Source organism: Pseudomonas sp. PS01298 (assembly GCF_029959745.1).
GTDB classification, from domain to species: domain Bacteria; phylum Pseudomonadota; class Gammaproteobacteria; order Pseudomonadales; family Pseudomonadaceae; genus Aquipseudomonas; species Aquipseudomonas aylmerensis.
The window spans coordinates 1-13,409 of sequence record NZ_JASCPP010000141.1 but is presented as its reverse complement, the minus strand read 5'-3'; the positions used below and the strand labels follow the sequence as shown (position 1 = coordinate 13,409).

Below are 13,409 nucleotides of genomic sequence, written 5' to 3'. Positions count from 1 at the left end.
CGCTTGATCAATCACTGCATCTCTGACTGTCACACCGCTTTCGCGAGCAAGCCCGCTCCCACATTGGATCTGCATTGGCCTGAGATCAGGCCCGGCCTATTAGCGCGAACTTGGCTTGGGTGTGTTCGACAAATCCCTCCGAACGCAGCATGCGCCCTTACAGCCCAACGAACTGACAAAACCCTATCGAAATGTGGGAGCGGGCTTGCTCGCGAATGCGCTACATCAGTCACTGCATCTCTGACTGTCACACCGCTTTCGCGAGTAAGCCCGCTCCCACATTGGATCTGCACCGGCCTGAGATCAGGCCCGGCCTATCGGCGCGAACTTGGCCTGGGTGTGTTCGGCCAGCACCGCTGCGGGCAGTTCGACCTCCAATCCCCTTCTCCCTGCACTCACGTGAATCGTCGCAAATTGCTGCGCCGTCATATCGATAAAGGTGCGCAGGCGCTTTTTCTGGCCCAGCGGGCTGATACCGCCGAGCAAATAACCGGTGGAGCGTTGCGCCGCAGCCGGGTCGGCCATTTCGGCTTTCTTGACCCCCGCCGCCTGGGCGAGCGCTTTCAAATCCAGACTTCCGACGACCGGCACCACCGCGACCAACAGTTCGCCCTTCTCACTGCTGGCGAGCAAGGTCTTGAACACCTGCGCCGGGTCCAAGCCCAATTTTTCCGCGGCCTCCAGGCCATAGGAGGCGGACTTCGGATCGTGCTCATAACTGTGGATGCGATGTTCGGCACGAACTTTTTTCAACAAATCCAATGCAGGTGTCATGACCTCTCCGGGCGTGGCAGACAGAGCACCAATTCTAAGCCAAGCCCGTGCGAAACGCTCTAGTGCGCGCGCTCGTGACCTATCGCTTCAGAGGGCGCCTCATGATCATTCACCAGACCAATAGTTGGAAAGTGACCGACCGTTCACTTTCGACCTTTGACAGCCGTGATTCTTGTCTATATTTTTTCGTTTCCGAATACTGTAGCAATACACCTACGTGTTTCGAGCAGTAAGCCGTGGCGGAGATGGGGATCCCCACCACGGTGAAAATCGCGCATGACCCGTTGAGGTCAAACGCCAGACAAGAACAACAATTGAGGTTTTCCATGACAACTGCTCTTCAACAGCCTTCACTTTCGAGCCAATGCATGGCCGAGTTCCTGGGGACTGCGCTGCTGATCTTCTTCGGTACGGGATGTGTCGCTGCGCTCAAGGTCGCGGGTGCCAGCTTTGGCTTGTGGGAAATCAGCATCATCTGGGGGGTCGGCGTCAGCATGGCGATCTACCTGAGCGCCGGTATTTCCGGGGCCCACCTCAACCCGGCGGTCAGTATCGCCCTGTGCATCTTCGCCGATTTCGAAAAACGTAAACTGCCCTTCTACATCCTGGCCCAGATCGCCGGCGCCTTCTGCTCGGCAGCCCTGGTGTACACCCTCTACAGCAATCTGTTTTTCGATTACGAACAAACCCACCACATGGTGCGCGGCTCACAAGCCAGCCTGGAATTGGCCTCGGTGTTCTCCACCTACCCCCATGCGCTGCTGAGCACTGCCCAAGCGTTCCTGGTGGAAGTGGTCATTACCGCGATCCTGATGGGCGTGATCATGGCCCTCACCGATGACAACAACGGCCTGCCACGCGGCCCGCTGGCACCGCTGCTCATCGGCTTGCTGATTGCCGTGATTGGCAGCGCCATGGGCCCGCTGACCGGCTTTGCGATGAACCCGGCGCGGGATTTCGGGCCCAAGCTGATGACCTTTTTCGCCGGCTGGGGTGAAATGGCCTTTACCGGTGGCCGTGATATTCCTTACTTCCTGGTTCCGATTTTCGCGCCGATTGTCGGCGCATGCCTCGGTGCTGCGGCCTATCGCGGGCTGATTGCCCGTCATCTGCCGAGCGCCGCACCTGCTATAGCTGAAACACCTGACACGGCTGTCAACGGCAAGACCCGTATTTCCTGAAAGCGCCAGCCTGGGCCCCTGCCCTTCGCGGTCCAGGCTGATTTCTGACTTCCTTATTTCGTCCAAGGCAATTGACATGACCGATATCGAGAATAAGAACTACATCATTGCCCTTGATCAGGGCACCACCAGTTCGCGCGCGATCATCTTCGACCGTGACGCCAACGTGGTCTGCACCGCCCAGCGTGAATTCACTCAGCATTACCCGCAAGCCGGCTGGGTCGAACACGACCCGATGGAAATTTTCGCCACCCAGAGCGCGGTGATGGTCGAGGCCCTGGCACAAGCCGGCCTGCACCATGACCAGGTCGCCGCCATCGGTATCACCAACCAGCGTGAAACCACCGTGGTGTGGGACAAGATCACCGGCCGGCCGATTTACAACGCCATCGTCTGGCAGTGCCGCCGCAGCACCGAGATCTGCCAGCAGCTCAAGCGCGACGGCCACGAGCAATACATCAATGACACCACTGGCCTGGTGACCGACCCGTACTTCTCCGGCACCAAGCTCAAGTGGATCCTCGACAACGTCGAAGGCAGCCGCGAGCGGGCGCGCAACGGCGAACTGCTGTTCGGCACCATCGACAGCTGGCTGATCTGGAAATTTACCGGCGGCAAAACCCACGTCACCGACTACACCAACGCCTCGCGCACCATGCTTTTCAACATCCACACCCTGGAGTGGGATGCGAAGATGCTGGAGATTCTCGACGTGCCGCGCGAAATGCTGCCGCAAGTGAAATCCTCCTCGGAAATCTACGGCCGCACCAAAAGCGGCATCGCCATCGGTGGTATCGCCGGTGACCAGCAGGCTGCGTTGTTCGGCCAGATGTGCGTCGAAGCCGGGCAGGCCAAGAATACCTATGGCACCGGCTGCTTCCTGCTGATGAACACCGGCGACAAGGCGGTGAAGTCCAAGCACGGCATGCTCACCACCATCGCCTGCGGCCCGCGTGGCGAAGTGGCTTACGCCCTCGAAGGCGCGGTGTTCAACGGTGGCTCCACCGTGCAATGGCTGCGTGATGAGCTGAAGATCATCGCCGACGCCACCGACACCGAATACTTCGCCGGCAAGGTCAAAGACAGCAACGGCGTGTACCTGGTCCCGGCGTTCACTGGCCTGGGCGCTCCGTACTGGGACCCGTATGCCCGTGGCGCGCTGTTCGGCCTGACCCGCGGCGTACGCGTGGATCACATTATTCGTGCAGCCCTGGAGTCGATTGCCTACCAGACCCGCGACGTACTGGACGCCATGCAGCAAGACTCCGGCGAACGCCTCAAGGCCCTGCGCGTGGACGGCGGCGCGGTCGCCAACAACTTCCTGATGCAGTTCCAGGCCGACATCCTCGGCACCCAGGTCGAGCGCCCGCAAATGCGCGAGACCACGGCGCTTGGCGCGGCGTATCTGGCCGGCCTGGCCTGCGGGTTCTGGGGCAGCCTTGACGAACTGCGCGGCAAGGCCGTGATCGAGCGCGAATTCGAACCGCAACTGGACGAAGTCGCCAAAGAGAAGCTGTATGCCGGCTGGCAGAAAGCAGTCAGCCGCACCCGCGACTGGGAACCCCACGAAGGCGCTGAATAAGCCAAGCGCCGGACGGCGATAGGGTTGTAACTGGCAGGGAGCGGATTCCTGCGTCATCATGGGCCACTTTTGTATGGCAGCCCAAAGGACGCCCCATGAATCTGCCTCCCCGCCAGCAACAAATCCTCGAACTGGTCCGCGAACGCGGCTACGTCAGTATCGAGGAAATGGCGCAGCTGTTCGTTGTCACCCCGCAAACCATCCGCCGCGATATCAACCAGCTGGCGGACGCCAATCTGTTGCGCCGCTACCATGGCGGCGCAGCCTATGACTCCAGCGTCGAAAACACCGCGTACGCCATGCGTGCCGACCAGATGCGCGACGAGAAACAGCGCATCGGCGAAGCCATCGCGGCGCAAATCCCCGATCATGCCTCGCTGTTCATCAATATCGGCACCACCACCGAATCCATCGCCCGCGCGTTACTCAACCACAATCACCTGAAAATCATCACCAACAACCTCAACGTCGCCACCATGCTCAGCGCCAAGGACGACTTCGACGTGCTGTTGACCGGCGGCAACGTGCGCCGTGACGGCGGTGTGGTAGGCCAGGCCAGTGTGGATTTCATCAACCAGTTCAAGGTCGACTTTGCCCTGGTGGGTATCAGCGGCATCGACGAAGACGGCAGCCTGCTCGACTTCGACTATCAGGAAGTACGGGTTTCCCAGGCGATCATCGCCAATGCGCGCCAAGTGATCCTGGCGGCGGACTCAAGCAAATTCGGGCGCAATGCCATGATTCGGCTGGGGCCGATCAGCCTGGTGGACTGCCTGGTAACCGACCAGCAGCCGGTGCCCGCGCTGGTGCAGCTGTTGAATCAGCATAAGGTTCGCCTCGAAGTCGTGTGACCCTTCGATCTCTGTGGCGCCTGCACCGACGCCTTCGCGGGCAAGCCCGCTCCCACATTTGACTGCGTAATTCCTGGCGAAATGCGATCAACCTGTGGGAGCCCGGCTTGCCGGCGATAGCGCTCTCGAGATCGTCTTCGCGGGCAAGCCCGCTCCCACATTTGAATGCGTAATTCCTGGCGAAATGCGATCAACCTGTGGGAGCCCGGCTTGCCGGCGATAGCGCCCTTGAGATCGTCTTCGCGGGCAAGCCCGCTCCCACATTTGACTGCGTAATTCCTGGCGAAATGCGATCACCTGTAGGAGCCCGGCTTGCCGGCGATAGCGCCCTTGAGATCGCCATCGCCTGCAAACCGGGCTTCCACAGGTTTATGTTCGCAAATTTTCCTTTTCCCGCCCTTCGATGAGTTTTTTCAATCGAAGTCGGGTGGCTGTGCGCGCGTTTATCAGCTACCATTTTCGCAAATGAACATTAATGTTCGAATTCCAATACGAAAAGATCGCGAGGCCAGCCGATGAACCCTTCTACCTTGCCTGCTGCACCGCTTGCCGAAGTCTATGACGTCGCCGTGATCGGCGGCGGGATCAATGGCGTCGGCATTGCAGCAGACGCAGCCGGGCGCGGTTTGTCGGTATTCCTTTGCGAAAAGGACGACCTCGCCAGCCACACCTCCTCCGCCAGCAGCAAGCTGATCCACGGCGGCCTGCGCTACCTCGAACATTACGAATTCCGCCTAGTGCGCGAAGCGCTGGCCGAACGTGAAGTGCTGCTGGCCAAGGCCCCGCACATCGTCAAGCAAATGCGTTTTGTCCTGCCGCACCGACCGCACCTGCGTCCGGCCTGGATGATCCGCGCGGGCCTGTTCCTCTATGACCACCTGGGCAAGCGCGAGAAGCTGGCCGGTTCCAAAAGCCTCAAGTTCGGCGCCGACAGCCCGCTGAAAAGCGAAATCACCAAAGGCTTCGAATATTCCGACTGCTGGGTCGACGACGCCCGCCTGGTGGTGCTCAACGCCATGGCCGCGCGTGAAAAAGGCGCGCATATCCACACCCAGACGCGCTGCGTCAGCGCGCACCGCAGCAACGGCATGTGGGAAATGAACATGGAGCGCGCCGACGGCAGCCTGTTCTCGATCCGCGCCCGCGCCCTGGTGAACGCGGCCGGCCCGTGGGTTGCCAAGTTCATCAAGGAAGACTTGAAGCTGGACTCGCCCTACGGCATCCGCCTGATCCAGGGCAGCCACTTGATCGTGCCGAAACTGTATGAAGGCGCCCACGCGCACATCCTGCAGAACGAAGACCAGCGCATTGTCTTCACCATTCCGTACCTGAATCACCTGACCATCATCGGCACCACCGACCGCGAATACACCGGCGATCCGGCGAAAGTGGCGATCACCGAAGGCGAAACCGACTACATGCTCAAGGTGGTCAACGCGCACTTCAAGAAGCAACTGAGCCGCGACGACATCGTCCACACCTACTCCGGTGTGCGCCCGCTGTGCAACGACGAGTCGGATAATCCGTCGGCGATCACCCGTGACTACACCCTGTCGCTGTCCGGCGGCGCGGGCGAAGCACCGATCCTGTCGGTGTTCGGTGGCAAGCTGACCACCTACCGCAAACTTGCGGAGTCGGCGATGGCACAATTGGCGCCGTACTTCACGCAGATGCGCCCGAGCTGGACCGCCACCGCGAGCCTGCCCGGCGGCGAGCACATGACCACGCCGGAAGCTCTGGCCGAGGCCATTCGCGCGAAGTTCGACTGGGTGCCAAGCGAGATCGCGCGCCGCTGGTCCACCACTTATGGCAGCCGGACCTGGCGCTTGCTCGAAGGCGTGCAATCGCTGGCCGACCTTGGTGACCACCTGGGTGGCGGCCTGTACACCCGCGAAGTGGATTATCTGTGCGCTGAAGAATGGGTGACCCAACCTGAGGACGTGCTGTGGCGTCGCACCAAGCTGGGCCTGTTCACCACCGCTCAGGAACAGGACAACGTGCAACGTTACCTGTCCAAGGTCGAGCAGAACCGCAAGATCGAAGCGGCCTGATCAACCGGTCGTAAAAAAGCCCCTGTGCCGTAAGGTCCAGGGGCTTTTTCATGCCTCGAGGGCCTGGCGCTGATAACGCAGCCCCATGTCCCGTACACCGGGCAAGGCCGACCCGAGCAGCACCGGGTAAGCCGCCAGCAGGAAGCCCGGCGTGGCGCCCACCAGCGCGCGCTCAAGCCAGACACAGGCCTGCGCCTCGTCGCCGGCTTCTGCCAACTCCGCCGCGTGGTTGTATTGCCCACGGAAATCACCGGCCTCGGCCGCGCGCCGGTACCACTGGCGTGCCAGCGGCACATCCCTGGGTACCACGACGCCCTCATGGTGGAAACGCCCGAGCAGGTTCATCGACTTGGCGTGCCCTTGGGCAGCCGCCTGCTGGAACAATTGGAACGCCGCGGCGAGGTCTTGCTCGACGCCGCGGCCACGGGTCAGCAACTGACCGAAGTTGTACAGCCCCCAATCCAGGCCCAGATCGGCCGCCTGCCGGTAATGCCGTGCGGCCTGTTCCAGGTTGATCGCGTCGCCCCAGCCATGCTCCAGGCAACGGCCGATCATATTGATTGCCATCGGATGCCCCTGGCGCGCAGCGATCCGAAACCAACTCAGCGCCAAGGCCGGGTCCAGTTGGATGCCACGCCCCTCCAGCAGCAACTGGCCCAAGGTGGCCTGCGCGTCGGCATCCCCCAATTGTGCGGCGTGCATCACCCACCGTGCGTAGGCCCGGGGGTTACCGGCCAAATCAGAAGGCTCGGTGCTGTGCATTTGCGTCTCCCCACGGTGGATAAAACTTACAAAACTTTCATGAAACATTACGTAACAATCTATTACATTTGAGATTGGTTATCAAACACGACCACCTCTCAATCCTACTAACAAGAGACCATTCAATGACGACCGGCACCCGTTCCGCTCCCCTCTCCACGCGGCATTTGCTCGCATCGGCAGTGGGTTTGGCAGTGGCTGCGCAGGGAGGCTTCAGTTATGCGGGGGATGCCGCACCAGACGACAACACCGGGCCGATCCAGCTCGGCGCGACCAGCATCGAAGGCCAGGCGCAAAGTGCCTACAACCCGGTGGCACCGTCTTCACCCAAGTACACCGAAGCGCTGCGCGACACGCCGCAGACCATCACGGTGGTGCCCAAGGAAGTCATTCACGATCAAAACCTGCTGACCCTGCGCGACGTGCTCAGCACCGTGCCGGGCATCACATTCGGTGCCGGTGAAGGCGGCAGCGGCTATGGCGACAGCATCAACCTGCGCGGCTTTTCCGCCAGCGGCGATATCTACGTGGACGGCGTGCGCGACAGTGCGCAATACAGCCGCACCGACCCGTTCAACCTGGAGCAGGTCGAAGTCGTCAGCGGCGCCAGCTCGGTGTACTCGGGTTCGGGCGCTGTCGGCGGCACCATCAACCTGGTCACCAAGGCCCCGGAACTGCGCGACAAAACCACGATCAGCGCCGGCATCGGCACAGACAGCTATAAGCGCCTCACCCTGGACAGCAACCAGACACTCAACGACACCACGGCATTCCGCTTGAACCTGATGGCCCATGGTAACGACGTGCCGGGCCGCGATTATGAAGATTACTCGCGTTGGGGCATCGCCCCCTCGATCGCCTTCGGCCTGGGCACGCCGACGCGCGTGACCGTCAGTTATGAACATCAGAAAGATGACAACACGCCGCAATACGGCATCCCCATCTACAACGGCAAGCCGATGCCGGGCGTGGGCTGGAGCGACTATTACGGTTACCACAACATCAACGACCAGAACATCACCTCGGACGCGTTCAGCCTCAAGCTCGAACATGACTTCAACGATGCCGTGTCGGTCCGCAACTTCACCCGCGTCGAGCGCGTACGCCAGGAGCTGCGCGCTTCCGGCCCCGAAGGTGCGCAGGCCGGTTGCCTGGCCAGCGGCACCCAGATTACCGGTGCCCCCTGCCCCGCAGGCCTGAGCCCGGGCTTTTTCCAGCCAGCCGGTGGCTCATTGGGTAACGAGCGCAACACCCAGAACAAAATGTTCACCAACCAGACTGACGTGACCAGCCACTTCAGCACCGGCTTCATCGACCACACGCTGGTGACCGGCATCGCCATCAGCCGCGAGGAATACCAGGCCGATACCGGCAAGTGGCTGACGAACAACAACGGCAGCACGATCGTGCCGCCGCCGGTCAGCTACAGCGATCCGAACTCCGACTGGACCGGCCCGGTCAACTTCACCCGCGCGGCCCACGTCGACGGAGCACTGAACAACCGCGCCGCCTATGCCTTCGATACGCTCAAGCTCAACCCGCAATGGGAAATCAATGGCGGCCTGCGTTACGAGCACAACGCCGGCAGTTCGGTGAGCAACGCCTATTCCAGCACCGGCGTGGAAACGCCCGGCGTGCGCTACGGCCAGGCAGACGACCTGACGTCCTACCGCCTGGCGCTGGTCTACAAGCCGGTGGAAAACGGCAGCTTCTATGTCGCCTATGGCAACAGCAAGACGCCGTCGCAAGCCAGCGTCAACGGTGGCTGCTACACCCCGGCCAAGACTTCCAGCACGGCCACCAACAACTGCAACGTCGCCCCGGAAACCGCGGTCAGTTATGAAATCGGCACCAAATGGGACTTCCTCGACAATGCCTTGTCGGTCACCGGCGCGATCTTTCGCAATGACCGCACCAACTACAAAGTCGCCGATAACGACCCGAGCAACCTGAGTGGTACGCAAACCCTTGACGGCAAAGCGCGTGCCGATGGCGTGGCGCTCGGCCTGAGCGGCGCGCTGACGGATCGCTGGAAGGTCTTCGCCAACTACACCTACCTCAACACCCGTGTACTGCGCAGCGCCAGCGACTACACCCTGGCAACCACCGGTATCGATGTGCAGAAAGGTGAACCGCTGACCTTCACCCCCAAACATGCGGCCAGCCTCTGGACGGTGTACGACCTGCCATACGACTTCCAGGTGGGTTACGGCATCACGGCGCAGACCAAGCAGTACCTGGTCAGCGCCGCCGGGGCACCGACTGCGCCTGGCTATGCGGTGCAGCGTGCGATGCTCGGTTACAAGGTCAACAAGCAGCTCAACCTGCAGTTGAACGTCAACAACCTGTTCGACAAGGAGTACCTGACCCGCATCCGCAACAACGGTTGGGCGGTGCCTGGCGATGGGCGGGCGGCGGTGGTCTCGGCCGACTACACCTTCTGACAGCAAAACCTGCCGTCGATAGCCCTGTGAGGGCTGGCGCGCCTGCGATGCAGACACCGGGCAGATCAATAAGCCCCGTCGATGCCCTCGCAGGCGTGCTCGTTCCTACAGAAAATACTGACCCGCTGGCATTCGGTTTTCCGAACGACATACCCCCAACCATTCGGTTTGCCGGACCAAAGCCTTGAAAATACATCGTCACACAAAGTTAATACGCTTATAAATCAGCCGCTTAGACTTTTAATTCGGGTATGGCACGACTCATGCTCTACACTTCCTGACGATTACCTGGGACGCCTTAGGAGCCGTCACGGGCATTCGCTGTACAAGAGAGCCGTTTAGCCGGCTTCATAAAAAAAACAAATGTCGAGGAAGTATTGATGCGCATCGTTCCCCATATCTTGGGCGCAGCTATCGCTGCTGCTCTGATCAGCACTCCAGTTTTTGCCGCCGAACTCACCGGCACACTGAAGAAAATCAACGACTCCGGCACCATCACTCTCGCTCACCGCGACAGCTCCATTCCGTTTTCCTACATCGCGGATGGTTCGGGCAAACCAGTGGGCTACTCCCACGACATTCAGCTGGCCATCGTTGAAGCCCTGAAAAAAGACCTGAACAAACCCGACCTGAAGACCAAGTACAACCTGGTCACCTCGCAAACCCGTATCCCGCTGATCCAGAACGGCACCGCGGATATCGAGTGCGGCTCCACCACCAATAACGCCGAACGCGCCCAGCAAGTCGACTTCACCGTCAACATCTTCGAAATCGGCACCCGCCTGCTGGTCAAGAAAGACAAGGATGGCAAGCCGTCCTACAGCGACTTTGCCGACCTGAAAGGCAAAAACGTCGTGACCACCGCCGGCACCACGTCCGAGCGCATCATCAAGGCGATGAACGCCGACAAGCAGATGGGCATGAACGTCATCTCCGCCAAGGACCACGGCGAGTCCTTCCAGATGCTGGAAAGCGGCCGCGCCGTTGCCTTCATGATGGACGACGCCCTGCTGGCCGGCGAAGAAGCCAAGGCCAAGAAGCCGGATGACTGGGTCATCACCGGTACTCCACAGTCGTTTGAAGCCTACGCGTGCATGGTTCGTAAAGACGATCCAGCGTTCAAGAAGGCTGTCGATGACGCCATCACCGGCCTGTACAAATCCGGCGAAATCAACAAGATCTACAGCAAGTGGTTCGAGAGCCCGATTCCACCAAAAGGCCTGAACCTGAACTTCCCGATGAGCGACAAGGTTAAGGATCTGATCGCTAACCCAAGCGACAAGCCAGCGCCTGACGTAAAAATCTGATTTCTGACTAACCTTATCTCCTGAGGGAGCAAACCTCCCTCAGGCGTCTGTTACTACCTGCTGGCTTTACTTTGGAACACTCGACCTGGCGGTTTTCGAGCCGATCGTGTGTGCCTGGCGTTCAACGTCAGGTGGGAAAGGATCTTCCCCAAGCGGGTGCTTGTACATCGATCGATCTCGAGGGGAGACCCTAATGAATTACAACTGGGACTGGGGCGTGTTCTTCAAGTCCACTGGCGTTGGCAGCGAGACTTATCTCGACTGGTACATCGCCGGCCTGGGCTGGACCATCGCCATCGCTGTCGTGGCATGGATTATCGCCTTGTTGCTGGGCTCCGTTCTGGGGGTCATGCGCACCGTGCCAAACCGCATCGTATCGGGCATCGCGACCTGCTACGTGGAACTGTTTCGTAACGTACCGCTGCTGGTCCAGCTGTTCATCTGGTATTTCCTGATACCCGACCTGCTGCCGCAGAACCTGCAAGACTGGTACAAACAAGACCTGAACCCGACCACCTCGGCCTACCTGAGCGTTGTCGTGTGCCTGGGCCTGTTCACCGCCGCCCGGGTGTGCGAGCAAGTGCGCACCGGCATCCAGGCGCTGCCACGTGGCCAGGAATCTGCCGCGCGCGCCATGGGCTTCAAGCTGCCGCAGATTTACTGGAACGTGCTGCTGCCCCAGGCCTACCGCATCATTATTCCGCCGCTTACCTCGGAATTCCTCAACGTGTTCAAGAACTCCTCCGTGGCGTCCTTGATCGGCTTGATGGAACTGCTGGCGCAAACCAAACAGACCGCCGAGTTCTCGGCCAACCTGTTTGAAGCCTTCACCCTGGCCACGCTGATCTACTTCACCCTGAACATGAGCCTGATGCTGCTCATGCGCCTGGTCGAGAAGAAAGTCGCGGTGCCCGGCCTGATCTCCGTGGGGGGTAAATAATGGACTTCGATTTCAGCGGCATCATCCCCGCCATCCCGGGCCTGTGGAACGGCATGGTCATGACCCTGCAGCTGATGGTCATGGGCGTGGTCGGCGGCATCGTCCTGGGTACGATCCTCGCGCTGATGCGCCTGTCGTCCAGCAAACTGCTGTCGCGCCTGGCCGGCGCCTATGTGAACTACTTCCGTTCGATCCCGCTGCTGCTGGTGATCACCTGGTTCTACCTGGCGGTGCCGTTCGTGCTGCGCTGGATCACCGGCGAAGACACCCCGATCGGCGCATTCACCTCCTGTGTCGTGGCCTTCATGATGTTCGAAGCCGCGTACTTCTGTGAGATCGTGCGGGCCGGCGTGCAGTCGATCCCCAAGGGCCAGATGGCGGCAGCACAGGCAATGGGCATGAGCTATGGCCAGACCATGCGCCTGATCATCCTGCCCCAGGCGTTCCGCAAGATGACCCCGCTGCTGCTGCAGCAGTCGATCATCCTGTTCCAGGACACCTCGCTGGTCTACACCGTGGGCCTGGTGGACTTCCTCAACTCCGCCCGTTCCAACGGCGACATCATTGGCCGCTCCAATGAGTTCCTGATCTTCGCCGGTGTCGTCTACTTCATCATCAGCTTTTCCGCCTCGCTGCTGGTCAAGCGTCTGCAAAAAAGGTTTGCCGTATGATCTCTATCAAGAACATCAACAAGTGGTATGGCGACTTCCAGGTGCTGACCGATTGCAGCACCGAGGTTAAAAAAGGCGAAGTGATCGTGGTGTGCGGGCCGTCGGGCTCGGGCAAATCCACCCTGATCAAGTGCGTCAACGCGCTGGAACCGTTCCAGAAGGGCGACATCGTGGTCGACGGCACCTCCATCGCCGACCCGAAGACCAACCTGCCAAAACTGCGTTCGCGCGTGGGCATGGTGTTCCAGCACTTCGAACTGTTCCCGCACCTGACCATCACCGAAAACCTGACCATCGCGCAGATCAAGGTGCTGGGCCGCAGCAAGGAAGAAGCGACCAAGAAAGGCCTGCAATTGCTCGAGCGCGTCGGCCTGTCGGCACACGCCCACAAGCACCCTGGCCAGCTTTCCGGCGGCCAGCAGCAACGTGTAGCGATTGCCCGCGCCCTGGCCATGGACCCGATCGTCATGCTGTTCGACGAACCGACCTCGGCACTGGACCCGGAAATGGTCAACGAAGTGCTCGACGTAATGGTGCAACTGGCCCACGAAGGCATGACCATGATGTGCGTGACCCACGAAATGGGCTTCGCCCGCAAAGTGGCCGACCGCGTGATCTTCATGGACGCCGGCAAGATCATCGAAGACTGCCCGAAAGAAGAGTTCTTCGGCGACATCAGCGCCCGCTCCGAACGCGCGCAGCACTTCCTTGAGAAAATCCTGCAGCACTAAGCATTACAGCGCTTCCACTGTAGAAACCGGATCTATTGTGGGAGCGGGCTTGCTCGCGAATGCGGTCTTTCAGTCACTGAAGCATCTGCTGACAGATCGCATTCGCGAGCAAGCC

Annotated in this window: 11 protein-coding genes; 9 read left to right on the top strand and 2 right to left on the bottom strand. The window is 60.4% G+C overall.

What is annotated here, in order from left to right; all coding sequences use genetic code 11:
- Positions 1–303: 303 nt before the first annotated feature.
- Positions 304–774, bottom strand: a complete 471-nt coding sequence (ybaK, locus tag QMX97_RS29035) for a Cys-tRNA(Pro) deacylase (protein WP_065906777.1) — start codon at positions 772–774, stop codon at positions 304–306.
- Positions 775–1,100: 326 nt separating this feature from the next.
- On the opposite strand from ybaK, the gene QMX97_RS29030 reads away from it, so the two are divergent.
- The 4 genes from QMX97_RS29030 to glpD all read left to right on the top strand — a co-directional run bounded on the left by QMX97_RS29030 (position 1,101) and on the right by glpD (position 6,439).
- Entirely contained in the window at positions 1,101–1,955 is an 855-nt protein-coding gene (locus QMX97_RS29030) for an MIP/aquaporin family protein (protein WP_065906780.1), read from the top strand.
- A gap of 76 nt (positions 1,956–2,031) precedes the next feature.
- The gene (gene glpK, locus QMX97_RS29025) at positions 2,032–3,537 is read left to right on the top strand and encodes a glycerol kinase GlpK (RefSeq protein ID WP_282398042.1); all 1,506 of its coding nucleotides are present in this window, start codon (positions 2,032–2,034) and stop codon (positions 3,535–3,537) included.
- A 95-nt stretch (positions 3,538–3,632) separates the two neighbouring features.
- Positions 3,633–4,388 (top strand): DeoR/GlpR family transcriptional regulator, encoded by a 756-nt coding sequence (locus tag QMX97_RS29020; RefSeq protein WP_010212755.1) that lies wholly within the window; start codon positions 3,633–3,635, stop codon positions 4,386–4,388.
- 515 nt (positions 4,389–4,903) lie between these two features.
- Entirely contained in the window at positions 4,904–6,439 is a 1,536-nt protein-coding gene (gene glpD / locus QMX97_RS29015; RefSeq protein ID WP_282398041.1) for a glycerol-3-phosphate dehydrogenase, read from the top strand.
- Between the two features lie 48 nt (positions 6,440–6,487).
- Here the strand turns inward: glpD and QMX97_RS29010 are convergent, their stop codons facing one another.
- Entirely contained in the window at positions 6,488–7,201 is a 714-nt protein-coding gene (locus tag QMX97_RS29010) for a tetratricopeptide repeat protein (protein WP_282398040.1), read from the bottom strand.
- 125 nt (positions 7,202–7,326) lie between these two features.
- Here QMX97_RS29010 and QMX97_RS29005 point away from each other — a divergent pair, with 125 nt between their 5' ends.
- The 5 genes from QMX97_RS29005 (at position 7,327) to QMX97_RS28985 (ending at position 13,294) form a co-directional block, all read left to right on the top strand.
- On the top strand, positions 7,327–9,645 hold the full coding sequence (locus tag QMX97_RS29005; protein ID WP_282398039.1) for a TonB-dependent siderophore receptor: 2,319 nt from the start codon (positions 7,327–7,329) through the stop codon (positions 9,643–9,645).
- Between the two features lie 380 nt (positions 9,646–10,025).
- Positions 10,026–10,952 carry a glutamate/aspartate ABC transporter substrate-binding protein gene (locus tag QMX97_RS29000; RefSeq protein WP_065906791.1) on the top strand — a complete coding sequence of 309 codons (927 nt, stop codon included), beginning with the start codon at positions 10,026–10,028 and terminating at the stop codon, positions 10,950–10,952.
- Between the two features lie 193 nt (positions 10,953–11,145).
- Complete coding sequence (locus tag QMX97_RS28995) at positions 11,146–11,892, top strand: amino acid ABC transporter permease (protein ID WP_106805023.1); 747 nt, start codon at positions 11,146–11,148, stop codon at positions 11,890–11,892.
- On the top strand, positions 11,892–12,563 hold the full coding sequence (locus tag QMX97_RS28990; protein WP_065906795.1) for an ABC transporter permease subunit: 672 nt from the start codon (positions 11,892–11,894) through the stop codon (positions 12,561–12,563). The genes QMX97_RS28995 and QMX97_RS28990 overlap by 1 nt, the downstream gene beginning before the upstream one ends.
- Positions 12,560–13,294 carry an amino acid ABC transporter ATP-binding protein gene (locus QMX97_RS28985; RefSeq protein ID WP_007916729.1) on the top strand — a complete coding sequence of 245 codons (735 nt, stop codon included), beginning with the start codon at positions 12,560–12,562 and terminating at the stop codon, positions 13,292–13,294. Before QMX97_RS28990 ends, QMX97_RS28985 begins: the two co-directional genes overlap by 4 nt.
- The last annotated feature ends 115 nt before the right edge of the window (positions 13,295–13,409 follow it).

Bases quoted from the DNA above. Each gene is read 5' to 3' on its own strand.
- QMX97_RS29020 (WP_010212755.1), top strand. From the start codon at position 3,633: ATGAATCTGCCTCCCCGCCAGCAACAAATCCTCGAACTGGTCCGCGAA.
- glpD (WP_282398041.1), top strand. From the start codon at position 4,904: ATGAACCCTTCTACCTTGCCTGCTGCACCGCTTGCCGAAGTCTATGAC.
- QMX97_RS28985 (WP_007916729.1), top strand. From the start codon at position 12,560: ATGATCTCTATCAAGAACATCAACAAGTGGTATGGCGACTTCCAGGTG.
- ybaK (WP_065906777.1), bottom strand. From the start codon at position 774: ATGACACCTGCATTGGATTTGTTGAAAAAAGTTCGTGCCGAACATCGC.
- QMX97_RS29005 (WP_282398039.1), top strand. From the start codon at position 7,327: ATGACGACCGGCACCCGTTCCGCTCCCCTCTCCACGCGGCATTTGCTC.
- glpK (WP_282398042.1), top strand. From the start codon at position 2,032: ATGACCGATATCGAGAATAAGAACTACATCATTGCCCTTGATCAGGGC.
- QMX97_RS29030 (WP_065906780.1), top strand. From the start codon at position 1,101: ATGACAACTGCTCTTCAACAGCCTTCACTTTCGAGCCAATGCATGGCC.
- QMX97_RS28990 (WP_065906795.1), top strand. From the start codon at position 11,892: ATGGACTTCGATTTCAGCGGCATCATCCCCGCCATCCCGGGCCTGTGG.
- QMX97_RS29000 (WP_065906791.1), top strand. From the start codon at position 10,026: ATGCGCATCGTTCCCCATATCTTGGGCGCAGCTATCGCTGCTGCTCTG.
- QMX97_RS29010 (WP_282398040.1), bottom strand. From the start codon at position 7,201: ATGCACAGCACCGAGCCTTCTGATTTGGCCGGTAACCCCCGGGCCTAC.
- QMX97_RS28995 (WP_106805023.1), top strand. From the start codon at position 11,146: ATGAATTACAACTGGGACTGGGGCGTGTTCTTCAAGTCCACTGGCGTT.